The sequence below is a fragment of the Hymenobacter jeongseonensis genome (genome assembly GCF_015694725.1).
Taxonomy (GTDB): Bacteria; Bacteroidota; Bacteroidia; order Cytophagales; family Hymenobacteraceae; genus Hymenobacter; species Hymenobacter jeongseonensis.
This window is the reverse complement of record NZ_JADQDQ010000007.1, coordinates 66,268-91,446: the sequence shown is the minus strand read 5'-3', so window position 1 is coordinate 91,446 and position 25,179 is coordinate 66,268. Positions and strand designations below refer to the sequence as shown.

The window sequence follows — 25,179 nt, the reverse complement described above, 5'->3', positions numbered from 1 at the left end:
TTATTGACCCCGTAGGTAGTTAAGTTCCACCAAGGCCTGCCGGTAGTCGCGGATGGTGGTCAAGTAAGTATTCTGAATGGTGAAGGCCTGATTCAAACTCTGTATCAAAACCAGGTAGCTGATTTCCCCCGCCCGAAACAACCGCTGCGACTGGCTGATGATGGCCGCTGACTGCGGAAGTCCCGTCTGCTCGTAGTATGCCAGCGAGGTTGAGAACTTGCGGCTATCGGCCAGGGCCTGCTGGTACTGGCTGCCCAGCTCCAGGCGCTGGGTTTGCAGCTGGTAGCCGGCGGCTTGCGTGCGGGCCGTGGCCGCCTGTAGCTGGGCGCGGTAGGTCCAGAACCAGACGGGAACCGATACGCCAAACTGGAAGCGGTAGCGGATGGGAGAGTTTTCAAAGCCCTGGTTTTGGTAACCCAGTGTCAGGGCCGGCGTGCGCCGGGCCCGCACCAAACTGATGCCCGACTGGCTCAGCGCTACGTTTTGGGTGGCGTAGGCCAGGGCGGGGCTTTGCACCAGGGCGCTGCTGTCGTCGGCGGGCAGACCGCCGAGCAGCGCGGCACCGGTTTGGGCCAGCGCGGGGCCACTTTGGCGCAGGTCGGTGCTGGTGGCGAGCGGGGCGGTGGGCCGGCCCAGCAACAGGCCCAAGCGGCGCTGCGCGGCGCGCCGGTCTTCGGTGGCTTGTTGCAGCAGCACAGTTACCTGCCGGGCTTCGGCATCGGTGCTGATGCGCTGCAGCGAGGTGACTTCGCCGGCCGCAAACAGCCGGTCGGTGGCCAGGCGCAGGGACCGAAAAAGGCTGTCCTGGTAGGTGAGCTGCCGCACCTGAGCTTCGGCAAATTGCAGGTTCAGATAGGCCAGGCGGGTGTCGCGCAGCACGCTGGCCCGGCTCACCTCACGGCCGCGCTCGGCCAAACCGATGCCGGCTTGCGCCACCTGCGCCTGCCGCCGGTACACGTTCGGCAAGTCGATGGTTTGGACCACGCCGGGCGCCCACATCTCGCCCGTGGGCGCCGCAAACAGGAAATCCGGGTTGGCCGGCGCGAAAGCGCCGCGCTTGAGGGCACGCTGCTCCGCAATCTCCTGGTCCGACTGCCGCAGGCGCGGATGGCGACGCAGCGTCACGGCTTCGGCGCTGTCGAGGCTGACGACGGCGGTTTGCGCGTGCGCCGCTGCGCCGCTCAGCAGCAGCGCCAGCACCAACCAGGTCACTCCAAAATACTTCATACTCTCAGCTAAAATTTGCTCGTCGTGCTTTGGCCATAGCCATCGGTGGGCGCTCCAAAACCCCAGCGGCAGGAGGTCCGAAATGCCCAGCGACGGTTATGACTTTTTCACCAGGGCCATGCCGCATTTGGGGCAATCGCCGGGCTTGGTGCTGGCGCTGCCTTCGCAGTTCATAGGGCAGGTATAAGCCGCACTCACGGCTTTGGCTGGCGCTTTTTTGGCATACCAGGCCTTGAATTGCTGGATTTCCTTCTGCTGCTGAGTCAGCATTTTTTGCGTCATTTCCTTGAGGCGCGTGTCCGTGCCGTGGGCCAACTCGGCCTGGGCCATGTCCACGGCGCTTTGGTGGTGCACGGTCATGAGCTGGTTGAAATTCAGGTCCGGGTCGGTGGCCGGGGCCGGCATGTTCTGCATCATGCTCGTCATCAACGCCTTCATTTTGCTGGCGAACGGGTCGCTCGGGTCTTGGGGTTTGTAGTTGGCGGGCGCGCGGTCGAGGCGTTCGGCCGCGGCTTGCAGCTCGCTGATTTCCTTGAGTTGGTCGGCCTTTATTTTCTCGGCCATGCGGCGCATGGTGGCGTCTTTGCCGTCGCGCAGCTCCAGGTCGGCCATGGCCACGGCGCCCTTGTGGTGCTGCAGCATGTGGTTCGCAAAGTCGTGGTCGGCGTTGCCCTTCATCTTGACGGCTTCCATTTTGGCCATCATGTCATTCATAGCCACCAGCAGGGGCGAGGGGTTGGCGGCGTCCGTGGCCGCGTGCCCCATGGCCGAATGGTCCATTGCCGAGTGGTCCATGCCGGCGGCCATGGTATCGGCCGCGGCGGTATCCGTGGTGGTGGTATCAGCGGCTTGGTCGCGGTTGCAGCTGCTCAGCAAGAGGGCGCCGGAACAGAGGGCGGCCAGGAAATAAGCGGAAATTTTCATTGGTTGGGTGGGGTTAAAAGATGAAAAACGACCGGGAACTTAGCCCTTCACGTTGATGGTGAAATCGCCGGTGTGGATTTTGCCGCCGTGGTTGAACTGCAGGAACACGCGGTACAGGCCGGGCTTCTCGAAGTTGGTGTTGAAGCCGATGGCCGGGCCTTTGTCGGCCTGCTCATTGGGGTGTACGTGCAGGTACTGCTCCGTGTCTTCGCTGATAACCACGACGTGGCCCAGCGCGCCGAGGTAATTGTCAAGGTCCGTTACCGGCTGCCCGCCCTTGCTGATGGTGATTTGCATGCCCAGCGGCTGCCCCACGGTCAGCGCCTTGTCAAACGAGAGCGTGGCCTGGTAGCCGTCCTGCGCCCACTGCATGTCGTCGTTTTTGAACTTCACCGGCGCATACGCCGCGCCTTTCACCGTGAGGGGCTGGCGGCCCAGCTGGTGGCCGGCCCCGGCCGGTGTGTAGTCCTGAAACAGCACGTAGTCGCCGCCCTTCGGGAAGGTGTATTGCACGCGGTAGTCGCCCTGGGCGGTGTATTCGGGGTGTTCGTGGTAGAACTGGCCCAGGTCTTTGCTCACGATGATGAGATGGATTTTCTTCTCGTGCACCACAGCCAGCGGCACGGGCGCGGCCTCGTTGCCGGCTTCCTGGGGCTTAAAGCTGAGCGTGGCGGGCGTGCCGGCCACCGGCGGCGCGGGCTGCACCGCAAACTGCATCTGGTAGGTTTTGCCGTTGGCTACTTTGTCGGTGTGTTCGAGGTTCATGCCGCATTTGGGGCACTTTTCGCCCTCTTTGGTGCTCGTCACCTCGGGGTGCATGGGGCAGGAGTAAATGTGGCCCCCGGCGTGTTCGGCGGTGCCTTCGGCCGGGCCGTTGGTGGCGGTGGTCACGGTATCGGTTGAGCTGCTCGAGGCAGAGTCGGAGGAGCAACTGGCGGTGGCAAATACGCTGGCCAGAGCCAGCAGGGAAACGGAAATGCGAAACATAAAATGCGAATTTGAATGAAACAGAATGGGCTGCCCGCTGCCAACTGCGGCAGGGAGACACTAGTTATCAGGAAAGCAAGAAAAACCGTGAGGAGGAGGAAGGGCGCCCCGGGCGCCGGGCCAACAAAAAGGCTCGCCCCCAAGCATAGCACAGCTATGCCGGGGCGAGCCTCAGCGCGTCAGAACAATCAGACTGTCAGGGACTGAATGAAAATGCGGATATCGGGTATTTTGGGCGGCAGGTGCTCGCGGAGCACCAGAACAACCGCGCTGGTACGGTCCCACTGGCCCGCAGCCGGGCGAAAGTGGAAGGCCGTGGCCTCCGGCAACAAGGCCGGGCTAGTGGCAACTAACTGCTTCTCGACGGGGGCTGCCAGCGTCGAGAGCAGCTTGGTCGACTTGTCTTTGCAGCAGTTGCCTTGGTCGGACTGTTTCTGCTGGGGCGATAAGCTGCTGCGTTCAGACGCTGCTGGTTTCTGCTTGCCTCCTGCTTTGCAACAGGCGTGGCCCGGTTTCATCGGCAGGGGCTTGGCCGCCGGTTCCTGCTTCAGGGCGCTTGCTGCCTTTGGCGGGGTCATGCCGGCGCAGTAGCACTGGCCCACGAACACGTTGACGAAGACGGCCAAAAAGGTCGTCGCCAGCAAGCGTCGGAAAAGGAACAGGCTACGGAACATGACAGCGACTAAGCAACCGCAAAAGTAGAAGGTCTGGCTGGAATGCAAACAGCTGCCCCGCCGCCACAGTTCGGCGCAACGCCTACTAGGGGTAAGCCACCACGCGTTCAGCCAGCACTCCAAATTGGGTTGTAGATAGCGGGCAGGCAAAGTTTCAGCCCGGCGCCAAAAGGGATAACGCTTCGCGGCAGCGCCAAATTATGCTACTTAATGGCGTGATTTTGTAGTGGCGCCCGGCCAAGCAGAAGGACAAATTATGCAAGATTTTGGATGGATTTCGTACCAGTCCGGGACTGCGGCGGCCGTTCCTTTGCACCGTATTTCCGGGGATTGATTTTGCGCTGAACGGTGCCAAACCCCGATTTGTTGATAACCAATTATGGAACCGACCACCAAAACCGAGACCCTCGACATCGAAGGCATGACCTGTGCCTCCTGCGCGTCCTTCGTGGAGAAGTCGCTCAGCCGCACGCCCGGCGTGCAGCGGGCGGTGGTCAACTTCGCCACCGAAAAAGCCACCGTTGACTACGTTCCCAGCCAAGCCACGCCGGCCAGCTTGAAGGAGGCCGTGGTGAATGCCGGCTACGGCGTAACCGAGCGGCCCCCTGACACCAGCGCCGCCGAGCGCAGCGCCGAAATCGACCGCCAGAAAGCCCTGGCCTACCAAAAGCTCAAGCGTCGGTTTGGTGTGGCCGCCGGCCTGGCGCTCGTCATCATGCCGCTGAGCATGCTCATGCTTTGGCCCGCCGCGATGGAGCGCGTGAACATGCAGTGGCTCAACTACGGTCTGCTGTTGCTCACCTTGCCGGTGCTGGGCTACAGCGGCCGGGAGTTCTACAGCTCGGCCTGGAACGGCTTCAAGCACCGCGCCGCCAACATGGACACGCTCATTGCCGTGGGCACCGGAGCGGCGTTTCTCTACAGCCTGGCCGCCACCGTGGTGCCGGGCTTTTTCACCCGCCGCGGGCTGATGCCCGAAGTGTATTACGACACCACGGCCACCATCATCGCCCTCATTTTGCTGGGCAAAGTGCTGGAGCTGCGCGCCAAAACCCAGACGTCGGCTGCCATCCGCACGCTCATGGGCTTGCAGGCCAAAACCGCCCGCGTGGTGCGCCCCGGCGGCCAGGAAGTGGACGTGCCCATCGAGCAAGTGCAGCTCGGCGATGTGGTGGTGGTGCGACCCGGCGAAAAGGTCGCCACCGACGGCATTATTGAGGAAGGGCACTCGGCCCTGGACGAAGCCATGCTCACCGGCGAAAGCCTGCCCGTCGAGAAAAAGCCCAGCGACCCGGTCTTTGGTGCCACGCTCAACAAAACCGGCAGCTTCCGCTTCCGCGTGACCAAAGTAGGCGCCGATACCATGCTCGCCCAGATTGTGAAGCTGGTGGAAGATGCCCAGGGCAGCCGCGCGCCCATTCAGCGGCTGGCCGATAAGGTGAGCGCCATTTTTGTGCCCACGGTGGTCGTCATTGCCATTCTCACCTTTGTGCTGTGGTTCGATTTGGCGCCGTTGGAAACCCGCCTGCCGCTGGCGTTGGTCAACTTTGTGGCCGTGCTCATCATTGCCTGTCCTTGTGCGCTGGGGCTGGCCACGCCTACCGCCATCATGGTGAGCACCGGCAAAGGAGCCGAGCACGGCGTGCTCATTCGCAACGCCGAATCCTTGGAAAAAGCGTATCAGGTAAACACCGTGTTGCTTGATAAAACCGGCACCATCACCCGCGGCGAGCCCGCCGTGACGGATTTTGTAGCGGCCGACGGACAGAATGTCGGCCACCTGCTGCCGATAGTAGCAGCCGTAGAACGGCAATCGGAACACCCGCTGGCGGAGGCCGTGGTGCGCTACGCCGATGCGCAGCAAGCCACGCCCTTGGCCGCCACCGGTTTTCGGGCCGTGGAAGGCAAAGGCGCGTCGGCTGCCGTGGATGGACAAGCGGTATTAATCGGCAACTCCCGGCTACTGGCCGAAGCGGGCATCAACATTTTGCCGGCTCTGCAGCAGCAGGCCGACGGGCTGCTGGCCCAGGCCAAAACGGTGCTCTACGTGGCTGTGGCCGGGCAAGCCGTAGGCCTGATTGGCGTGGCCGATACCGTGCGCGACACCTCCGCCGCTGCCATCAAACGCCTGCAGGCCCTGGGCCTGGAAGTGGTGATGATGACCGGCGACAACCCGCAAACCGCCGCCCAGGTGGCGCAGCAGGTGGGCATCAAGCGGTATTTCGCCGAAGTGTTGCCCCAGGACAAGGCCGGCAAGGTGAAGGCGCTGCAAGCCGAGGGCCGCATCGTGGCCATGGTGGGCGACGGCATCAACGACGCGCCGGCGCTGGCCCAAGCGGATATCGGCCTGGCTATGGGCGGCGGCACCGACGTGGCGATGGAAGCCGCCGGCATCACTCTCATGCGCTCCGATTTGCAGGGCGTGGTCACGGCCATCGAGCTGTCGCGCCAAACCATTCGGACCATCAAGCAAAACCTGTTTTTTGCCTTTATCTACAACACACTGGGCATTCCGGTGGCCGCCGGGCTGCTGTATCCGGTGTTCGGCTGGCTGCTGTCTCCCATGCTAGCGGCCGCGGCCATGGCCCTGAGCTCGGTGTCGGTGCTCACAAATTCGCTGCGGCTGCGCGGCTTCACGCCCCTTAAAAACTAACGGTTATGGACACGGCAGAAATTATTGTGACCCTGACGGGGCTGGCGCTGGTGGCCTTTGTGGTGTGGTATTTCTTCTTCTCGGCGCGCCAAACGGCCAGCGCGGTTTCCTCTTCCAGCGGCGTGCAGGAGGTCGACATCACCGTGAAGGGCGGGTACTCGCCCGATGTGATTGAGGTGGAACGCGGCAAACCCGTGCAGCTGAGTTTCTACCGCGACGAGGAAAACAGCTGCTCGGAAGAGGTGCTGTTTCCGGACTTCAGCATTAGGCGCGACCTGCCAGCGTTCAAAACCACGCTGGTGGAGCTGCTGCCCGATAAGCCCGGCCGGTTCGAATTCACCTGCGGCATGGGCATGCTGCGGGGCAGCCTAGTGGTGAAATAGCCTACGCCGGACGCCGCCGCAGCACGTAGTACGCCACGCTGCTGTTGTCTTCCACCAACACAAACGTGCTGGCCAATTCCCAGCCTTGGGCGCTCAGCCAGTTCAGCGCATCCATTGCCGAGTTGAACTCCACACTCTTTCCGGTTGCGTCGCGGAACAGGTTTTCGGAAATGAGTTTTTGCCGCTGGCCGTAATCAATGGCGATGACATAGCGGCCGTTGAGCTTGGGCCGGGCCGTGACCTGGCAGTATTCTTCGAGGCGCTGGCCGTTGGCCGCGTTGGGGGCCGGCGCTTGGGCATTGGCTGCGGCCACGGTGCCCGCCGTCAGGCACAGGGCAAGGAAAAATTGCTTCATAAGACTACGCAATAGTAGAAGCCGCGAACTTAGCTACAAACCCGTAGTTGCCGCGTGCGGAACCAGGCTTGGCCACGCGCCTCAGCTACCAGCGCAGCTTCCAGGAGGCGCCGGTGAAGGGACCAAAGGTGTAGGGGGAAAACGAGCCTTGGCGGTACCAGGGACGCCGTTTGGCGGGGGCCAGCGGGCCCGTTGCCGCGGGGTCTGGAGCAGGTTCGACGCGGGTGCGGCCGTTGCGCACGGCAATTTTGGCAAAGGCGTAGCCCAGGGCAATGCCGATGGGGTAGTTGCTGGCCCAGTGCATGCCGTTGTTGAGCAGGGAATAGCCCAACAGGCCCATCAGGGAGTAGCCCAGCGGGCGAATAAACCGGTGTTCCGGATAATTATCGGCAATAACGGTGACGGTGGCCATGGCCGTTGCCAAGTGCCCGCCGGGGAAGGCGCCGTAGTTGGGCACCTGGTGCTGGTAGCGGCGGAAGGAGGGAAACGGTTCCCACTTGCCCCGCTCCTCGGTGGCCACCAAAGGACGCTGGCGACCAGTGCTGCGCTGGAGGGCTTGCACTACTAGGCCCGACGCAAGAATGGCTTCGCCCAACTGGCTGGAGGTTTGGAGCGTGCGGTTGTCTTGGCGCAGGCCGCCGTACACCCAAAAGCCGCTCGCAATGGCGAGGTGCGTCCAGCAATTGCCAAGGTAAGAGAATGCGCTGTTCAGGTTGTCGGGCACGTTGAATTCCAAAGGCAAATTGGCCGCCCCGATGCGAAACGGAACCTGAACCAGGGTTTTGGAGGTGCTGCTAGCCGATAGGTGCAGGCCTCGCCCCAAATCCTGCGATGCATCGACAAGAGCTTGGTCGGCCACCCACAGCACCACCGAGCTCACGGCCAGCCCCGTCAGCGTGTTGGTGTTTTCCTTCTGGAACGCATACCCGGGAAACTGGCCCAGGTCGCGCGGAATGTGCAGCAACCACTGAAAGGGGCGGGGCTTGGCGTAGTGCCAGCTGACGCCCGGCGCCACGGTGTAGGTTGAAAAGCGGCCCTGCGCATTGCGGGCCGGGAACACGGTATCGGCCGGCGCGGCCGCTGGCCGGGGCTTTCGGACCGTTTGCCTGGCCGTGTCCTGGGGGACGCCGATGATGGTATCGGCCCTGCCACCCAGCCATGAAGTGTCGGGTAAAGGCAATAGAGCCACTGTGCGCGGCAGGGAAGCGGCGGCGCTGGGGCAAACAAAAACACCACTAACAACTAGCGCAATAACTACCCGCACGGCGCCGCGGAAACAACAATCAACCACTCAGAAATAGGAATATAGCAGCAGCGCTGCCCTCAATAAAGCCCTGATAACAGGGAGCATAATGCGAAATAGATGGCGCGGAAAAACGCCCGAAACAAGCTGCAAAGGTAACCAAGACATCGCCCCGCGTTAGCGGTGAGCCCGCGGCAACTTTCCCTGGTGCTTTTTCGCTCCCAATATTGGGCGGGCGGCGTATCTTTCAGCGAGCCGCTGCCCAATGGTTGGCTTGCCCATTGCTTCTGCTTATGCACTCTGCCGTTTCAGTGCCTTCTGCTGCGTCCGTTCCGGCGAATTCGCCAGCGGCCAATGCCTTCCAAGCCCAGTTTGAGGCGTTGCGCCAGCGGGCACCGGCTCTGCGCCGCGAAGGTGTGGCCGAGCGCCGTGCCCGCCTGCAAAAGCTGCACGACTGGCTGCACGCCAACCGCCCGGCCATTCACGAAGCCCTGCTGGCCGACTTTCGCAAGCCCGCGGCCGAAACGGACATGACCGAAATCTGGACTTCGTTGGTCGAACTCAAGCACACCGTAAAGCACCTGAAGCAGTGGATGGCCCCGCGGTCGGTGGGCACGTCGATGGCGCTGCTGGGCACCCGTTCCTGGGTGCAGGTAGAGCCCAAGGGCGTGGTCCTGATTATTTCGCCCTGGAACTACCCGTTCTATCTGGCCGTGGGCCCGCTGATATCGGCTATTGCGGCCGGCAACGCCGTGGTCATCAAGCCCGCCGAGCAAACGCCAGCTACGTCGGCCCTGTTGCAGCGCATGTGCGAGGAGCTGTTTCGGCCCGAAGAAGTGGTGCTCATTCAGGGCGACAAGGAAGTGGCCACCGAGCTGCTGAAACTGCCTTGGGACCATATTTTCTTCACTGGCAGCCCCGAGGTGGGCAAAATTGTAATGCGCGCCGCGGCCCAGCACCTCAGCGGCCTCACGCTGGAGCTGGGCGGCAAAAACCCCGCCGTGGTGGACGAAACCGCCAATCTGCGCGACGCGGCCGAGAAAATCGTGTGGGGCAAATTCCTCAACAACGGCCAAACCTGCGTGGCCCCCGACTACCTGCTGGTGCAGGAAAGCGTGCAGCCGGCGCTGCTCAAGGAGCTGGCAGCGGCCATTCAGCGGGCCTACAACCCCGATGGGGGCGGCATTCAGCAGTCCGACTCACTGGCGCGGGTGGTCAACCAGCACCATTTTGCCCGCCTCGCCGGTTTGTTGGAAGATGCCCAAACCCGCGGCGCTACCGTGGCCGCCGGCGGCACCGTCGATGGCTCGCAGAACTACATCGAACCCACCATTCTGACCAACGTGCCGGCTGGGGCGCGCATTCTGGAAGAGGAGATTTTTGGCCCGCTGCTGCCCGTGCTCACTTTCAAAAATCTGAACGAAACCGCCGACTACATCAACGCCCGCCTCAAACCCCTGGCCCAGTATGTGTTCAGCAGCAATGCCGAAAACCGGCGCTATTTGCTGGAAAACGTATCGGCTGGCGGCGCCGGCGTGAACGAGACGGTGCTACACTTTGCGCACCCCGAGCTGCCCACCGGCGGCGTGGGCAACAGCGGCCTCGGCAAGGCGCACGGCCATTCCGGTTTCCTGGCCTTCAGCAACGAAAAAGGCGTGATGCGCCAGCGCGTGGGCTTCACCGGCATCAAAGCCATGTACCCGCCCTACACGCCCAAAGTGCGCCGACTGATTGGGCTGCTGGTGAAGTATTTGTAGGCAGGTAGGTTACGAAGGGCTGCATATGGCATTAATAGCTAACTCAACTTGCTGCCATGCGCCTGCTTTTTCTAGGAATATTAGCGCTGCTACTGACCTCCTGCGAGGACTCGCAATCGGTGTATTTTTCGCAGCCGTTTCTGGCCTCGGCTCCTAATCTAAAGGGGTTCCCAGCGCGGCATCAGGGCTGGTATATTATGCCTGATGACTCGACCAGACGTCTGCTCATTACGCCCACCATGGTTTGGTCAGAAACGATGTGGACGTTTGCAACGACGGTGCAGAAACTGGATTCGTTGAAACTTAACGACGCAAGCAAAAAGCTCGGCATCTGGCACCCGCATAACACGGGCAGTGTGCGGCTGCGACCCGGCCAAGCCGATACGCTGTGGCTGGATGAGTGGGCTCGCGACACGGTGTGTGCCCTCACGCCGGATTTTAAGGGCCGGGTGCGGTGGTACCGGGGCGCGTACTACGTGAGTCAACCCGGTGCTGATGAGCAGTGGAACGTGGAGCGCCTGCTGCTCGACGGTCGTCGGTTGAGTTGGCAGCGGTTGGGCAACGACACCTTGCGCCTTGCGGTGCTAGCTACGGGCGCGGTGCGGCGCATGGGCTCAAAGGACCACGCGTATTGGCTGCTAACGCCAAGGACTCGCCGGCAGGAGCAGCAAATAGCCCGCTATGCCGGGCTGTGGGTTCCTTGGCGGGAAATGGTGCGGCAATAAGCCAGTCCGGCTACTTCTGGCGCTGCTGCATCTCGGCGGCCATTTTGCGCTGGTTGGCTTGCAGCTGCTTGAATTTGGTGGGCCCCAACACCACTTGCAGCTCCTTCTGGGAGCTGATGTTGATGCGCTTCAGCTCGGCCAGTAGTTCCGGTGATTTGGGCGCGTACTTCAATTTGGCGGCGTTGGCCTGCTCCACGGTGCCGTTCAGAATAGTGCGGACTTTTTGCGTCTGGTCGGGCGTGAGTTGGAGCTCGGTGGTCATCACATCGGCCAGGTCGCGGGCCGCCGTTTTCGGCGTGGGCGAATCCTCCGTGCGCACGGTTTCAATGACGGGCGTTTTGGCACGGGGGCGGAACAACGAGCAACTGCCCAAGGTCAGCACCGAGGTCAAGAGCAACACGGAAAAAGAAGCAGAACGCATAAATCGTCGGAATAGCAATATTCAGAAGAGTACGCAGCAAACCGTAATTAGGTGCATTATCTGGCAAGAAACCGTTTCAGATGCCTGCAAAAGCGGTGGCCTAGTTCGGAGAGGAGCAGACGCGTGAGAAGTCCGAAAACTAGCGCGCAGCTTTCGGATTCCTAGGCTTGGTGCCATTGACGTCAACGGCGAAACACCGTGAGAACGGGCAGGCCATTTACCTTGATATTGTGGATGGGCGTGCCATACGTCTCCTCGTAGGGCGCGGGATGCCAGCGGTACATCCCGAAAAAATACTGTGCCCGGTGGTGTGGTACCAGCCGAACCCGCGCCCGGTCGGCCGCGGGCAGCAGGAGCGTGTTGTTGCCGATAAAATCCTTGCAGTAAAGGGTGTCGCTGAACGTAACGGCGGCCCGTTGGTCGTGTGCCAATACCCAAGACAAGCCTTGCACGGTTGATATGCCCCAGTAGTCACGCTCAAACAGCTGGCCGGCCAACGGCCCCTGCAGAAAACTGAAATACGCGTACTGATGCGGATGGTCGGCTACTTGCCGCACGGCCGTGTGCGCAACTCCCGCTGCCAACAGTACGCCGGCCACCAGCCCCAGCCGCCGCCCAGCCGAGCCCGGCCCCGCTGCCTGATACGCGGCTACGCCCGCCTGCAGCCCCCGCACCGCCAGCAGCACAAAGGCCGGGTAGATGAAATAAACGTGCCGCCACCCATCGTATACCACCGACTGAATGACCACAATCAGCACCAGTGGCCCCACGCACCACGCCCCGAAAAGCAAGTCACGCCGGCCAGCCACGCGACCCAGCATTGCCAGTGGCTGCCGAAAAAACTCGCGCAGCACCACGCCCGCACCGCCCACAAACAGCAGACTATAGGCCACGGGCGTGGTCACTAGCAGCCACACCGAGAGGTAGTGCCAGGGCAAGCGCTGGCAGGATTCCATCTGGCCCAAATAGAACACCCGCATGGTTTGGCGGTAGCGCCGGAAGCTGCCGAAGCATTCCCAGAGCCGCTGCAGCGGCGCTTCCCACAAGTACGGCCAGAATAGAACCACCAAGGGAATCGTTGCAGCCGAATAAACTGCCAGCGTGCGCATTAGTGCTTGCCGACGTACTGGCCGGGCCCACCATTCCAAGGCCCCAAACCCTACCGTGAGCACCGGCAGCAATAGGCCCATGATGCGAACGTCGGTGGCCAAGGCCGTGACCAGCGCATGAGCCACGGCTCGCCCCGTCGTGGGCCGCCGTAGCAGTCGCGTGAGGGTGAGCCCGCCCAGCGCGAACAGGTTCATGAACACCAAGTCTTTGTAATTGTAGAACGCCTCGGCAAAAATGCGTGGCGACAGCACCAGCATGCCGGCCGCCACCAATCCCCATTTCCAACTGCCGAAGCGGTTCGTGGCCAGCCGGTACACGGCCCAGGTGCCCAGGATGAAGGTGCCAAAAACAAGAAAGTGCCGTAGCCAATAGGCGCCTTGCAGGTCGTAGCGGGCAAAAATGGCTTCCATCACCGCCAGGGGCAACTGAAAAGCCACGCCGTGGTCGGCGTCGCGGTAGGTGCGCAATTCGGGCCAACCGCTCAGGTAAGGGGTTTGGGGCACGTAGGAGGCCAAGCGCTGGGCCACGTACTGCAAGCTGACAAAGCCCGCTTCCCGTTCGGCTGGTTCGTCCCAGCTCATGCCGTAGTCGCGGGTGAGCAGGAGCCCGAGCAGCAGCAGGCCGCCAAAAAACAGCGTGGTAATTACCTGGCGGGAAGTCCGCCAGTCTTTAGGTTGTTGCATGGTGGCCCTGAGTCGGGGCCAAAGGTATGGTGTGGGCGGCCCGGCCCTCCCCGGTTTTCATGCCCTGGGCCGTGAAATGCGCCAGCGCCATGATGGTGAGCATGGGGTTGACGCCGCTGCACGCCGGAAACGCCGAGCCGTCGGCCACGAAAAGGCCCTGCACCTCCACGGTTTCGCCGTTGAGCTTGAGCGGGTGGGTGGCCGCGTCGCCGCCCATGCGGCAGGTACTCATCTGGTGGGCGCTGTAGAGGCCAAATTGGTTGGGCTTCCAGCTCAGGTGGGGCAGCTTATCGAGGAGTTCCGGGTTTTGCAACACGCCGTCTTTGGCTTGAAGAATGGGCAATGTGCCGTGAGGCAAATACACCAAGTTAGCACCGGCCGCCACGTGGATTTGAGCGGCGGCGCGCACGCCTTCCAGCATGTTGGCGCGGTCGAAATCCGACAGGGTGTAGTCAATCAGCGCGGCGCCGTGCTTGTCGATGCTCACCCGGCCGCCGTCGCGGTCGCGGGTGAGGACGATGAACGAGCCCAAGTGGCTGGCGTCGCGCAGCAGCTCGTGGTGCTGCCGGCCCGAGAGCCAGGGCAGCACCATGCTCAGCAGGCCGGGGTGGGTGGGCGGCGTTTCGAGCTTGGCGCCGAAATTGGTGCCGTGCAGCATGGTGAAATTATCGTTGACCACGCTCATGCTTGGGCCGTGCCAGGAGTTCATGGGGTGCGGGTAGCGGGCGCCTACCACCACGGTGGGGTGCAGGTGCAGGTGCCGGCCCAGGTGCGGGTGCTTCAGGCCGGAGCGCAGCAGCAGCGCGGGCGTTTGGATGGCGCCGCCGGCCACCACCACGCGCCGGGCCTTCACCGCGATGCGGACCTGCCGCCCGTCTTCGGTGGTGTGCACGGCTTCGGAGCCGGTGGCGCGGCCGCTGGCAATGGTTACCCGGTCTACTTTGGTGTCGGCCAAGATGCGGGCCCCGTGCTCAAAGGCCGTGAGCAGGTACGTGTTCAGGGTGCCTTGTTTGATGCCGTGGGCATCGCCCAGCGTGGTGTAGCCCAGGGACCGAAAGTGCGCGTCCGAATCAGTCAGGCCTTTTTCGTTGCGCGGAATCAGCTTAACTTCCTGGCCCAGCTTGGTCGAACCGTCCCACAGAGCCTGGTTCTGGCCGTTGTGGCGGGTGTAGTTGGTGTTCACGCCGATGGTGCGGGCTACGGCGTTGATGCTTTCCTTAAACTCTAGCGTGGTAAAGTGCGGCGCGTCGTGCTCCTTGGCCCATTCCTGCAGCACGTAATCGGGCGTGCGGAACGAGCCGGCCCAGTTCACGGTAGTACCGCCGCCCAGGCAGGAGCCGGCCAGAATACCAATGCTGCCGTCCTGGGTGCTCAGGGCGCCTTTGGCATCATAAAGCTTGCCGAGCATGTCCACTTCGCGCTGGGTGAAGTCGCAGCCGTGGCAGTAGGGGCCTTTTTCGATGACCAGCACGTCATAGCCGGCCTGCGCCAGCTCGCCGGCCACCACGCCCCCGCCCGCGCCGCTCCCGATGACCAGCACGTCGCAATCATACGCCGTGTCCTGGGTAGGGTGCAGGGTTTTGATGGGTTTGGGGGTGTCCACGGGCTTCTCCTCGGGGCCGGGGTAGCCCAGGCGGCCCCAGGCGGCGGGCAGGTCGGGCATGCTGCCGCCGTAGTAGAGCAGCGTGCAGAGCTTGCGCACGGCTTGGAAGCCTTTGCGCAATTGCGGAATGTTGGAGGAAGCCCAGCTTTGGAGCAGTTGCTCCCGCTGCTCGGGGTCGAGCTTGCGGAAGGGTTTCAGCGGCCCAAACCAAGTCAGACCCAAAATGGGCTTCTGCATCAGGTCGAGCAACTGGCCGAATTCAGCCTGCGCGCCCAGTGGCTGCTCCTGAATGGCCGCTTCTAGTTTCTCCAGATTTACACCCAACGAGCCGGCCGGGCTGCCGTCGGACAAGGGCGGAATAATGGTATCGGCAAGAGCGTGCAGGACGGCAGAACGGGCGGGCGTAAGCGTGAACATGGTGCGGGAATTTTGATGGCTAAAAGGTAAGAATTTTTCCGCAAAGTGTTAGGCGTGCCGAGTAGTTTTGGGCGTGCGATGGGCGTGCTGAAAACAGAAAGACGTCATGTTTATCTGGTTTCCACGCAGTCCAACCAACTTGCGCGCCCCTTGTCATGCTGAGCGTAGCGAAGCACCTTCTCGCCGCTGGACGATTGGTTCTGACCGGATAGGATACTTCTCCTTGCTCAATATGACAAGCAAAGTGAGCGGGCCGCTGCGCTGCGCATGTCAAGCACTCAGGCCCGCTTTTGTTGAAAGGATGCGACCTTTGCCGCCCGGCTATTTCCCTTAGTTATGTCTACGCTCGTCAAAACGCCCGAAACCACGCACCACGTCTACTTCCAGGACTGCGACATGCTGGGGCACCTCAATAATTCCCGCTACCTCGACTACTTCCTCAATGCCCGCGAAGACCACACCACGGCGCATTATTCCCTTAACATGGGCGAGCTGGCGCGGGCGCAACACGCGGTTTGGGTTATCACGAAGCACCACATTAGCTACCTGAAGGCCGCGCGGCAGGGGGCGCAGGTGCGCATCAGCAGCCAGCTGATTCACTTCGATAATTCGAGCCTGGTGCTGGAAATGCAGATGCGCGACGAGGCCGGCACGCGCCTGCTGGCCCTTTTGTGGTCAGAAATGGCGTATGTGACCATGCCCGCCGGCACGCGCACCGACCACGCCAACGCCATGATGGACCTGCTCGAGCAGCTCGATGTGGACACCGTGGACTACGACCCCGACGGCTTTGACGAGCGGGTGAAAGCCGTGCGCCAGCAACTGAAAAAGCAGCGGCGCGCCGCGGGCTCCGACGAGTAATCGCCGCAGCGTGCCGTCGACTTCCACCACGAAACCCCGTGCTAGCGCTAGTTAAACGAGTAGCGCAGGCCCAGCTGGCCCTGCCAGCGGGAGTTGATGGGGTCGGTTTGCCAGGGGGTGCCGGCGGGGTTCTTGAACTGATACACCGGCTGCTTGTTTTCAATCCGCACGAAATCGAGTAGGGCGTAACCCGAGTTGTTGATGTTGGGCACGAAGTATTGCAGGCCCCACTCCCGGTTCAGCAGGTTGCCGAGGTTGATGAAGTCGAAGGAGACCTCCAGGCGCTGGGTGCCGGTTTTGCTCACGGGCAGTTTGGCGGTGAAGCGCAGGTCGAGCTGCTGGGTCCAAGGGGTACGGGCGCCGTTGCGCTCGGCGTAGCGGCCGCGGCGGCCGGATAGGTACTCGTCGTTGGCAATGTACTTGGCTAGTTGGTCGTACTGCTGCTGGGCCGTGACGGTGCCCTGGGGCGTGGCAAAATCCACCAGCTTGATTTCCGACGCGTTGCGCGGGATGTAAAGCAGGTCGTTTTTGGCAGAGCCGTCGCGGTTCACGTCGCCTTCGTACACGAAGGTGAACGGGCTGCCCGAGCGGGCAATGTAGATGAGGCTGGCCGAGACGCCCGTTTTCTCCCACAGGGTGGCGTTGTAGGTGACATTGCCGATGAACTTGTGGCGCAAATCGAAGTTGGAATACGCCAGGGCGGGGGTGTTGGCGACCAGCGACTGGTTCCACTCGTAGTTGGCGGCCGGCGACACGCGCACGCCGTTCACGATGTCCTTGCTCTGGCCGTAGCTGTAGCCGGCGTAGGCGTCGAGGCGGTTTTGCACGCGCTTGCTCAGGCTGAAGGTGGCGTTGTAGGTGTAGCCCTGGTTGGTGTTTGACATCACGAAAACGTTCGTGAACGCGGGGTCAATCTTGGCGGCGTTGCCGGTGGCGGCGAAGTAGGGCCGGTTGTCGGCGCCTTCAAAATTGAGTTTGGTCTCTTTGAAATTGATGGACTGAAACAGCACGCCCGACACCACTTTCGAGTACAAACCCTCGGCCGTGAAGGTGAAATTGTAAGGCAGTTTCACATCAAACGCCAGCGTGGATTTCCAGTCGCGGGGCAGCTGGAAATCGTTGTCGATGAGGTTGATTTCGGCGATGCCGGGCTGCACCGATTGCAGGGCCGACAAGTCCTCGGCAATTGGCAGGGGGCCGGTGGGGCGGTAGTCGATGTTGTTGTAGCGGTTGCCCGAGATGTAGTGCGCATAGGCGTACCAAGCGAATGGGATGCGGCCCGTGAACAGGCCCGAGCCGCCGCGCAGCTGCATGGTATTGGCCTCGTTGAGCTGGTAGTTGAAGCTCAGGCGCGGGTTGAACTGCGGCACGCCGCCAAAGTCGTTGCGGTACAGATTGAATTCTGGGTTCTTGAACACAGCGGGATTCACCGGGATTTTATCGGGGTGCACCTGCATGTCCACGCGCAGGCCCACCTGCACATTCAGGCGGTTGGTCACGCGGTAATCGTCCTGGGCGTAGAGGCTCAGCAGCATCACCCGGAAATCGGCCGAGGGCAGGCCCTTGTTAAAGTCAACGTCGTTGTTTTCGGTGTTGTACACGCCGCGCACGCGGTTGGGGCGGTCCTGCAGGAACGCATCCACCGACGAATATTGCCAGCGGCCGTTGAACGCCGTCAGGAAGCGGTACTCGATGTTGTTCAACTCGTTGGTGGTGCCCAGCGTGAGCGTGTGCCGGTTTTTGAACAGCGTCAGGTTGTCCGTGAACTGGGTGGTGCTCAGGTCGGAGCGGTACACGGCCGCCTCACGGTAGGTGCCGGCGAAAATCGATGTGGCGGTGTTGTAATTAATTTCGAGGTGCGGGAAAATGCGGCCGTCGTAGCTGCGATTTTCCGACACGGTGTTGTGGCCGATAATCAGCTGGTTGGAAAGCTGGTTGCTGAACGTGCTTTTCAGCTCGGCCACCAGGCTGTTGGTGCGGCTGTGGTGCCGGAAGCCCTGGTTGCCGAAATTGAGCACCGTGGGCGAGCGTTCCAGGTTGTCGGCGAAGCCGGTCACGTAGTTGTCGCGCAGCACCAAGCGGTGCTTTTCAGAGAGGTTGTAGTCGAGGCGCAGCAGGAATTTGTCGCTGTGGCGCCGGATGGTGGCGCCGCCAAACGTGCCGGGGTCGTAGCCGTATTTCGTTTTGAGGTGGTTGCTGATTTGCTCGGCCACGTCGTGCGGCACATTGGCGTCGGGCTCGCCGGGGGCGTAGAGCACGGGCTCCTCGCGGCGCTGGTTTTCGTAGTTGCCGAAGAAAAACAGCTTGTTTTTGATAATTGGGCCGCCGATGCTAAAGCCGGATTGAACGTCGTAGTAGTTGGCAATGGGCTTGTGCAGCTCGTCCACGCTCTTGCCCGTGATGACCTGGTTGCGGGCAAAACTGTAGACGCTGCCCTTGAATTTGTTGGTGCCGCTCTTGGTCACGGCGTTGATGTTGGCCCCCGTGAAATTGCCCAGCGTGACGTTGAAGGGCGAAAGCACCACCGAAATTTCCTCAATGGCATCGATGGAAATGGGCTGCGTGCCGGCCAGCGCGCCGGGCGTGCCCGAGGCCACTGTGCCCGCCGCACCGCTGGCCGGCTCCTGGAAACCCAGCACGTCGTTCGTCGCCATGCCGTCGATGCTCAGGTTATTAAACCGGTAATTGGCGCCCCCGAAGGAATTCTTGTTGCCCTGCGGCATCAGCTTCGTCAGGTCACCCAGGCTGCGGTTCAGCGTGGGCACGTTCTGGATGGCCTGCTGGCTGAGGTGGTAGGCCTGGCCGTTTTTATCGGCCGTGAAGGGGTCACTTTTATTGCCCGTCACGGCTACTTCGCCCAGCTCGGTGGCCGCCTCGACTAAGGTGAACGTTTGCCGGGCTACTTTGCCCAGGCTCAGAAAAAGGTCGTCGTTGCTCTGGGTAGTGTAGCCCACAAAGCTGACCTGCACGGTATAAGGGCCGCCGGGCTTGAGGTTGTTGAGTAAAAACTTGCCGTTCGGTTCCGATTGGGTGCCGCTGCGGGTGCCGGTGGGCACGTGCACCAGCACAACGGTAGCGCCCGGAATGGCCGCGCCGGTCTTGTCCGTGACCAAGCCTTCAAATGCGCTGGTGGTTATCTGGGCGAAACCCAAAAAAGGTAGAAGAGCAGCAAGGAGTAAGAGGAGAGATTTTTTCATGTAGAGCGGTGCAAGGGCAACTTCATTCATCTGTCATCCTGAGCGCCACGATGGTCCTCCTTACGCCTGCTTCTAGTACTATTTGCGGTTCTTCGGTGAGAAGGACCATCGTGGCGCTCAGGACGACTGCTGGCGCAGGGTGCTGGGCGCTACACGACTTTTCCCTATTGGTTCAGCGCGTGAATGGCGAAGTAGAGGCCGGCACTGAGCAGGGCCGCCACTGGCAGCGTAAGCAGCCATGACAAGCCGATTTTGGCGATTTCGCGGGAGTTGGCCGTGCCATTCACCAGCCCAATGCCGTAGATGCTACCCACCGACACATGGGTCGTGGACACGGGCAAGCCGAACTTGCTGGCCACAATCACCAAGATGCTCGTGATGAGGTTGGCCGTGAAGCCTTGGCCGTGGTTGAGCTTGGAAATCTTTTTGCTCATGGTGTCGGCTACTTTCCGGGCATTGAGCCAGCCGCCGATGGCCATGGCCACGGCCAGAATCAGGACGTTGACGGGCATGGCGAAAAACTTGCACACCAGCAGCAGGCCTACCAGTTTGGGCGTGTCGTTGAGGCCCCGCGCGAAGCTCATGGTAGCGGCGCTCACGTAGTGCAGGTTGTTGATGAGCGGCTGAAAGTTGAGGCCAATAAAAGTGCCCTGGTAAAGGTTTTGGCACTCGGCTTGGGTGCCGAGGCCGGCCTGCAGCGTGGGCAAGGCCGTGAAGGCCGCGGTGGGCGCCGAGGCCACCGGCACCCAGGTGTCGCCCACGCACACGCACGATTCTTCCGTGATGCCCGCCGCTTTGCGCCCTTGGCGAAACAGAATGTAGACCAGGGCGCCCAGCCCCACAGCCAGCACCGGCCCCAAAATCAGGGGCAGGAAAAAAGTGGTGCCCAACTTGGAGAAATTCACGGCCGTGCCTACCGCCACCAGGCCGGCGCCTACCAAGGCCCCCACCAAGCCGTGGGTGGTAGAAATGGGAAAGCCAAACTTGGTGGCCAGCAACACCGTGATGCCCGCCGCCAGCGCCACCGCCAGCACAAATGCGGCCGACCCAATAATCTCATCCGGCACCAGCCCCTTGCCCGAGAAGTTCTTAATCAGCTCGGCGGCGAAGAAATACGAGCAGATGGAGCCGGCAAACGTAGATACAGTGGCCAGAATCAGCGCTGGCTTGTAGGCCAGCGTGCCGCTGCCCCACAGGGTGGCCACGCCCTTGAAGTTGTCGTTGGCCCCGTTGGAATACGTCAGCAGAATTACTGCCAGAAAAAGAAGAATTAGGAGCATAGAAGGCGATTGAAAACGAAGAAAAGCCGTAGTTTCTGGGCGTTTTGCCAGCGAACCTACGGCTTTTCAACTTTAATCGGATTTTAATATTTCCGCTTTCTTTGGAACGAGCCCAAACCGAACGGTAAATCGGCAATTACCTCTGGGTCCAGGTATTATCCTTCTCGTTGGCGTCCATGAAAACGCCCTGTTGCAAGGCCACGGACTTGGCGGCTTTGGGTAGGGTGATGGTGGCCTGTTTCTGGTTGGCTTGCCAGATGGCAGGCGACTGGTGCAGGGTGGCTTTGGTGCCGTCGGTGTACTCCACGGCGAGGTCGAAGGGGATGGCGAAGCCGCCGATGTTCTGCACCGTGACGGTGGTGCCGGTGACGGGCGCCACGGCCAGGTCGATGTAATTATTGGTAAAGAACCAATTCTGGAAAAACCAATTCAGGTTTTGGCCGGAGGTGGTGTTGAAGGAGTTGAAGTAGTCCCAAGGAATGGGGTGCTTGCCATGCCAGTCGGCCATGAAGGCGTGCAGGCACTTCTTGAACATCGTATCGCCGAGCATATCCTTCAGGGCGAAGTAGCTGAGCGAAGGCTTGCCGTAGGCGTTGTTGCCGTAGCCAGCGCGCAGCTCGCTGCTGGGCGTGATGATGGGCAGGTCCTGGGCGGAGTTGCGGTCGTTAATCCAGCGGTTGACGCGGAATTTCTTGTAAAAGTCGTCGGCGTAAGCGGCGCCGTTTTGGCTGGTGTTGATGAGGCGCTCGAAGGTGGTGGCCCAACCTTCGTCCATGTAAGCAAAGCGGCTTTCGTTGATGCCCATGTAGAACGGAAACCACGTGTGGGCAATTTCATGGTCCTGCACAAACTGGCCAAATTTGGGGTCCTGCTGGGGGCTGTCGTTCAGCATCATGGGGTATTCCATGTCGGCGAAGCCCTGGAAGGCCGTCATTTTGGGGAAGGGATACGCCACGCCGGGCCAGTTTTTGGGGTCGGAGAACCAGCCGAGGGCGTATTGGCCGAACTTGACGGACTGGTGGAAGTTGGCGGTGGAATCGGCGAAGGCGGCCTGCATGCTGGCGCGGCGCTTGGTTTTGGTATCGACTACCACGCTGGCGGCGTCCCACACATAGCCGCTGCTGAGGCCCACGGTGACGTCGGAGATGTCGGTGGCGGTCCAGACCCAGGTGTTGGTGGGGTTTTGGGCGGTGATGGACTTCTTGGCCAGGTCGGCGGCGGTGGCCACGTGGATGACTTTGTCGCTGGTGAAGGACTGCTTGAGGCGCTTGGCGGCGGCTTTTTGCAGCACTTGGTCGGGGTTTTGGAGGGTGCCGGTGGCCCACACGATGTAGTTGGCGGGCACCTGCACGCGCAGGCGGTAGTCGTTGAAGTCGTTGTAGAACTCCTTGCTGTCGACGAAGGGCAGCCGGTCCCAGCCCGCGTAATCATCATACACAGCCAAGCGCGGGTAGAAGTAGGCGAGGAAGAAGGTGTTGGGGTCGATGACGCCCTCGCGGCCGCTTTCGAGGGAGAGCGGGAAGTGCCAGGCGATGGTGAATTTGATGGAATCGCGCGGGGCGAGGGGCTTGGCGAGGGGGAGGCTGCGGGCGGTGCCGCCGTCGGCGAAGGGGGCGGGGCGGCCCTGGCCGTTGACCTTAAAGGTGTCGATGACGAGGCCGGAGGTGAGGTAGTCGGGGTTGGCGTCGGCGTCGCGGGCGGCGCCGGGCAGGTGGATGTTCATGGTGAGGCGCATCACGACCTGCTTCAGGGTGTCGGGGGAGTTGTTGAAGTAGGTGATGGTTTCGCGGCCGCGGATGTCGCGGGCGGGCGGCGCGGCTTGCACGGTGATGTCGTAGCGGGCGCGGTTTTGCCAGTATTTGGGGCTGGGGCGGCCGTCGGGGCTGCGGGTGCCTCGGTCGTAGGCCCGCTGAATGTCGCGGGGCATGTAAAGGGGCGGGGTGGTTTGGGCGGCGGCGGTGCCGGCGAGCAGGAGGAGGGCGAGGAGAATTCGAATCATAGGGACAACAGACGGCGGGAAAAGGGGAGGTGTTGCAGTTGGCGCGAGCAAAAGTAGGTCGGCGCCAACGCCCGGGAAGAGCGGCAACCGCTGGCGTCCCGGTGTTGAACGATGTCGTCTGCACGACTTCCAGACGGTGCGGACGCCGAGACGCAAGGTGTTGCGCCTCTACGCCGGACAGGACTAGCGCCCAGCTTTCTTTAGGAGGAGAGGCGTAAATTTCCAGCTTAAAGAATTCGACATGACGTTTTTTGATGGGGTACTTACTGGTTTGAAAGCACGGAAAGCTGGGTGGCGCAACTCCGCCGCGCTGCTGCTGGGGCTGCTGATGGTGGGCCCCGTGGCCGCGCAGTCCACTGCGGTTTCTGCCGACACGTTGGCGGCTACCATCCTGTCCGCGGATACCGTGGCGTTCAATGAATCGGACCGGTTGGAAAAGGCTTATACCACGCTGAGCGGCATTTCGGGGCAGGTGCGCAAGATTTTCGATGCGCGCACCGTGACCGAAGAATTGCCCGAGGTGGTCGAAAACCTGCGGGCCATCCGCCTCAGCGTGGAGGACAAGGCGCAGGTGGTCGACATCAAGCAGCTGCAAATGTGCCAGCTGATGCTGGGCACCATTCAGGAGCAGCTGGCGGAATGGCGGGCGGCGCTGGGCACTGCCCATCAGCAGCTGGAGGAGATGAACGGCCGCCTGAAGGGCCTGGCGCCGCGCCCCGCCCGGGTGCTCAACCCCGATGAACACGCGCGGGCCCTGATGCGGGCCGATTCGGCGCTGCAAGTGCGGCAGCAGCGCATTGGCGGCTTGCTCGCCAAGCGGTTTGAGCGGGTGCGGACGCTGCAAACCCAGGTGGCGGCCAGCTACATTCAGACCCTGGAATTGCAGGATGCCGTGGGCGACCAAATGCGCCGGTTCGGGCGCACCACGGTGAAGGCGGCTTACCCGCCGCTGTGGGCGGCCCGGCCCGATACGGCGGCGCAAGTCGCGCGGCCGGTCGGTACCTATCGGGGGCAAATCAACGCGTTCTACTTCGCTACTAATTGGGATAACTGGGCGTACATGGCCCTGATTGGGCTGGTCTTCTACGGCTGGGTTCGCTTCAACTACCGCCGGGTGAGCAAGCGCACGCTGGTGCTGGACGAGCCGTTCCGCTACCTGCGGCCGGGGCCGGTGGCGGGCACGCTGGTGGTGATGTTCAGCCTGGCGCCGGCGCTGGAGCTGCACCCGCCGCCCGTGTACCTGGCCCTGCTGCAAGGGCTGTTGCTGCTGGCGCTCACGGCGGTGTTTGCGCGGAGCTGGCCGCGGCGGCCGTTTTGGTACTGGCTGGGGCTGGTGGGATTTTTTGTGGCGATGGGGGCGGTGAATGCCAATGCCACGTCGGGGCTGGGGGCGCGCTGGGGGCTGTTGGGGCTGAACGTGGTGGCCGTGGGCATTGGGCTGGTGCTGCTGATGCGGGTGCGCAAGGCGGTGGCGCTGCCGGGGTTTTTGGTGCCGGTCACGGGCCTGTTTATGGGGCTGAATGTGCTGGCGGTGGTTTGCAACGTGTTTGGGCGGCTGAGTTTGGCGAAGATGTTCAGTACGGCGGCCATTTTTGGGCTCACGCAGGGCATTGGACTGGCGGTGTTCATTGAGCTGTTTACGGAGGCGTTTCACCTGCAAATGCTGGCCAGCCGGCTGGTGGCAGGCGGCGCGGCCCACTTTGACTACGACAAAATCGAGCCCCAGCTCATGCGCCTGCTCACGGTGGTGGCGGGCGTGCTTTGGCTGGTGGTGTTCACCTCCAACCTCAACCAGTACGAGACGGTGTATAATGGCCTGGAGCACCTGCTGACGGCCCCCCACACGCTGGGCAGCACGGTGTTCACGTTCGGCAACATCCTGCTGTTCTTCGTGATTCTCTACATCTCCACGCTGCTGCAGCGGTACATCGGCTACTTTTTTGGGGAGGTGGGCGACGACGACAGCTCCGATTCGCGGCGGCGCGGGTCGTGGCTGGTGGCGCTGCGGCTGCTGCTCGTGATAGTGGGCTTTGCGCTGGCCACGGCGGCCACGGGCTTGCCGCTGAGCAAAATTGCCATCGTGTTTGGGGCCCTGAGCGTGGGCATTGGCCTAGGCTTGCAGAGCATTGTGAACAACCTGGTGTCGGGCATTATCCTGATTTTCGAGCGGCCGTTTCACGTGGGCGACTTCATTGAGGTGGCCGGCAAGGCGGGGCGGGTGCAGGACATCGGCATCCGGTCGAGCAAGCTCACGTCGGTGACGGGCTCGGAAATCATTGTGCCGAACGGCGACTTGCTCTCGGGCCACGTCATCAACTGGACGCGGACGAACGACCACATCCGGGTGGATTTGGTGCTGAAAATGGCGCCGGGCACCGACATGCAAACCGACCTGCAAACGGCCCGCGAGCTGATTCAGGAGGAAATCAAAAACAGCCCCTACACCATGCAAAGCATGCCGCCCGAAATCCTGCTCAACAGCGTGAACGGGCAGCTGTACGAGCTAAAGGTGCTGTTCTGGATTACCAACATCCGGCAGGAGCAGCTCACGAAAAGCGAGATTCTGGCGGGGATTTACCGGCGGTTTACCTCCCAGGGGTTGCAGCTGAGCTAGGAGTGGCGCGGTTAATTCAACCAAGGAAGCAATTTGCAATTCCATGCGCAGTCGATTTTTAGGTAG

Annotated in this window: 18 protein-coding genes; 6 read left to right on the top strand and 12 right to left on the bottom strand. The window is 61.9% G+C overall.

Features of this window, described 5'->3' with window-relative positions:
• The 4 genes from I2I05_RS14725 to I2I05_RS14710 all read right to left on the bottom strand — a co-directional run bounded on the left by I2I05_RS14725 (window position 1) and on the right by I2I05_RS14710 (window position 3,812).
• Window positions 1–1,227 (bottom strand): TolC family protein, encoded by a 1,227-nt coding sequence (locus tag I2I05_RS14725; protein WP_196283039.1) that lies wholly within the window; start codon window positions 1,225–1,227, stop codon window positions 1–3.
• A gap of 96 nt (window positions 1,228–1,323) precedes the next feature.
• Entirely contained in the window at window positions 1,324–2,151 is an 828-nt protein-coding gene (locus I2I05_RS14720) for a DUF305 domain-containing protein (RefSeq protein ID WP_196283038.1), read from the bottom strand.
• Window positions 2,152–2,190: 39 nt separating this feature from the next.
• Window positions 2,191–3,138 carry a heavy metal-binding domain-containing protein gene (locus I2I05_RS14715; RefSeq protein ID WP_196283037.1) on the bottom strand — a complete coding sequence of 316 codons (948 nt, stop codon included), beginning with the start codon at window positions 3,136–3,138 and terminating at the stop codon, window positions 2,191–2,193.
• 188 nt (window positions 3,139–3,326) lie between these two features.
• The gene (locus I2I05_RS14710) at window positions 3,327–3,812 is read right to left on the bottom strand and encodes a hypothetical protein (protein WP_196283036.1); all 486 of its coding nucleotides are present in this window, start codon (window positions 3,810–3,812) and stop codon (window positions 3,327–3,329) included.
• A gap of 379 nt (window positions 3,813–4,191) precedes the next feature.
• Here I2I05_RS14710 and I2I05_RS14705 point away from each other — a divergent pair, with 379 nt between their 5' ends.
• Window positions 4,192–6,465, top strand: coding sequence for a heavy metal translocating P-type ATPase (locus tag I2I05_RS14705; RefSeq protein WP_196283035.1), 2,274 nt, complete (start codon window positions 4,192–4,194; stop codon window positions 6,463–6,465).
• A 5-nt stretch (window positions 6,466–6,470) separates the two neighbouring features.
• Window positions 6,471–6,848, top strand: a complete 378-nt coding sequence (locus I2I05_RS14700; protein WP_196283034.1) for a cupredoxin domain-containing protein — start codon at window positions 6,471–6,473, stop codon at window positions 6,846–6,848.
• A gap of 1 nt (window position 6,849) precedes the next feature.
• Here the strand turns inward: I2I05_RS14700 and I2I05_RS14695 are convergent, their stop codons facing one another.
• Both I2I05_RS14695 and I2I05_RS14690 read right to left on the bottom strand, forming a co-directional pair.
• Window positions 6,850–7,203 carry a hypothetical protein gene (locus tag I2I05_RS14695; protein ID WP_196283033.1) on the bottom strand — a complete coding sequence of 118 codons (354 nt, stop codon included), beginning with the start codon at window positions 7,201–7,203 and terminating at the stop codon, window positions 6,850–6,852.
• 85 nt (window positions 7,204–7,288) lie between these two features.
• The gene (locus I2I05_RS14690; protein ID WP_196283032.1) at window positions 7,289–8,392 is read right to left on the bottom strand and encodes a phosphatase PAP2 family protein; all 1,104 of its coding nucleotides are present in this window, start codon (window positions 8,390–8,392) and stop codon (window positions 7,289–7,291) included.
• A gap of 347 nt (window positions 8,393–8,739) precedes the next feature.
• Between I2I05_RS14690 and I2I05_RS14685 the strand changes: the two genes are divergently transcribed.
• Together I2I05_RS14685 and I2I05_RS14680 are read left to right on the top strand one after the other, a co-directional pair.
• Complete coding sequence (locus I2I05_RS14685) at window positions 8,740–10,203, top strand: aldehyde dehydrogenase family protein (RefSeq protein ID WP_196283031.1); 1,464 nt, start codon at window positions 8,740–8,742, stop codon at window positions 10,201–10,203.
• Between the two features lie 56 nt (window positions 10,204–10,259).
• A complete protein-coding gene (locus I2I05_RS14680) occupies window positions 10,260–10,928 on the top strand; it encodes a hypothetical protein (RefSeq protein ID WP_196283030.1) in 669 nt (222 codons plus the stop codon).
• Window positions 10,929–10,938: 10 nt separating this feature from the next.
• Here I2I05_RS14680 and I2I05_RS14675 read toward each other — a convergent pair whose 3' ends face one another.
• The 3 genes from I2I05_RS14675 to I2I05_RS14665 all read right to left on the bottom strand — a co-directional run bounded on the left by I2I05_RS14675 (window position 10,939) and on the right by I2I05_RS14665 (window position 15,162).
• Window positions 10,939–11,349, bottom strand: a complete 411-nt coding sequence (locus I2I05_RS14675; RefSeq protein ID WP_196283029.1) for a hypothetical protein — start codon at window positions 11,347–11,349, stop codon at window positions 10,939–10,941.
• 182 nt (window positions 11,350–11,531) lie between these two features.
• Window positions 11,532–13,142, bottom strand: a complete 1,611-nt coding sequence (locus tag I2I05_RS14670) for a hypothetical protein (RefSeq protein ID WP_196283028.1) — start codon at window positions 13,140–13,142, stop codon at window positions 11,532–11,534.
• The gene (locus I2I05_RS14665; RefSeq protein WP_196283027.1) at window positions 13,129–15,162 is read right to left on the bottom strand and encodes an FAD-dependent oxidoreductase; all 2,034 of its coding nucleotides are present in this window, start codon (window positions 15,160–15,162) and stop codon (window positions 13,129–13,131) included. Before I2I05_RS14665 ends, I2I05_RS14670 begins: the two co-directional genes overlap by 14 nt.
• A gap of 336 nt (window positions 15,163–15,498) precedes the next feature.
• On the opposite strand from I2I05_RS14665, the gene I2I05_RS14660 reads away from it, so the two are divergent.
• Window positions 15,499–16,023 carry an acyl-CoA thioesterase gene (locus I2I05_RS14660; RefSeq protein ID WP_196283026.1) on the top strand — a complete coding sequence of 175 codons (525 nt, stop codon included), beginning with the start codon at window positions 15,499–15,501 and terminating at the stop codon, window positions 16,021–16,023.
• Window positions 16,024–16,070: 47 nt separating this feature from the next.
• Here I2I05_RS14660 and I2I05_RS14655 read toward each other — a convergent pair whose 3' ends face one another.
• The 3 genes from I2I05_RS14655 to I2I05_RS14645 all read right to left on the bottom strand — a co-directional run bounded on the left by I2I05_RS14655 (window position 16,071) and on the right by I2I05_RS14645 (window position 22,499).
• Entirely contained in the window at window positions 16,071–19,220 is a 3,150-nt protein-coding gene (locus I2I05_RS14655; protein ID WP_196283025.1) for a TonB-dependent receptor, read from the bottom strand.
• 164 nt (window positions 19,221–19,384) lie between these two features.
• Window positions 19,385–20,500: an inorganic phosphate transporter gene (locus I2I05_RS14650; RefSeq protein ID WP_196283024.1), complete on the bottom strand. Its 1,116-nt coding sequence runs from the start codon at window positions 20,498–20,500 to the stop codon at window positions 19,385–19,387.
• A gap of 136 nt (window positions 20,501–20,636) precedes the next feature.
• The gene (locus I2I05_RS14645; protein WP_196283023.1) at window positions 20,637–22,499 is read right to left on the bottom strand and encodes a M1 family metallopeptidase; all 1,863 of its coding nucleotides are present in this window, start codon (window positions 22,497–22,499) and stop codon (window positions 20,637–20,639) included.
• A gap of 271 nt (window positions 22,500–22,770) precedes the next feature.
• Between I2I05_RS14645 and I2I05_RS14640 the strand changes: the two genes are divergently transcribed.
• Window positions 22,771–25,113: a mechanosensitive ion channel family protein gene (locus I2I05_RS14640; RefSeq protein WP_196283022.1), complete on the top strand. Its 2,343-nt coding sequence runs from the start codon at window positions 22,771–22,773 to the stop codon at window positions 25,111–25,113.
• Window positions 25,114–25,179: the final 66 nt, after the last annotated feature.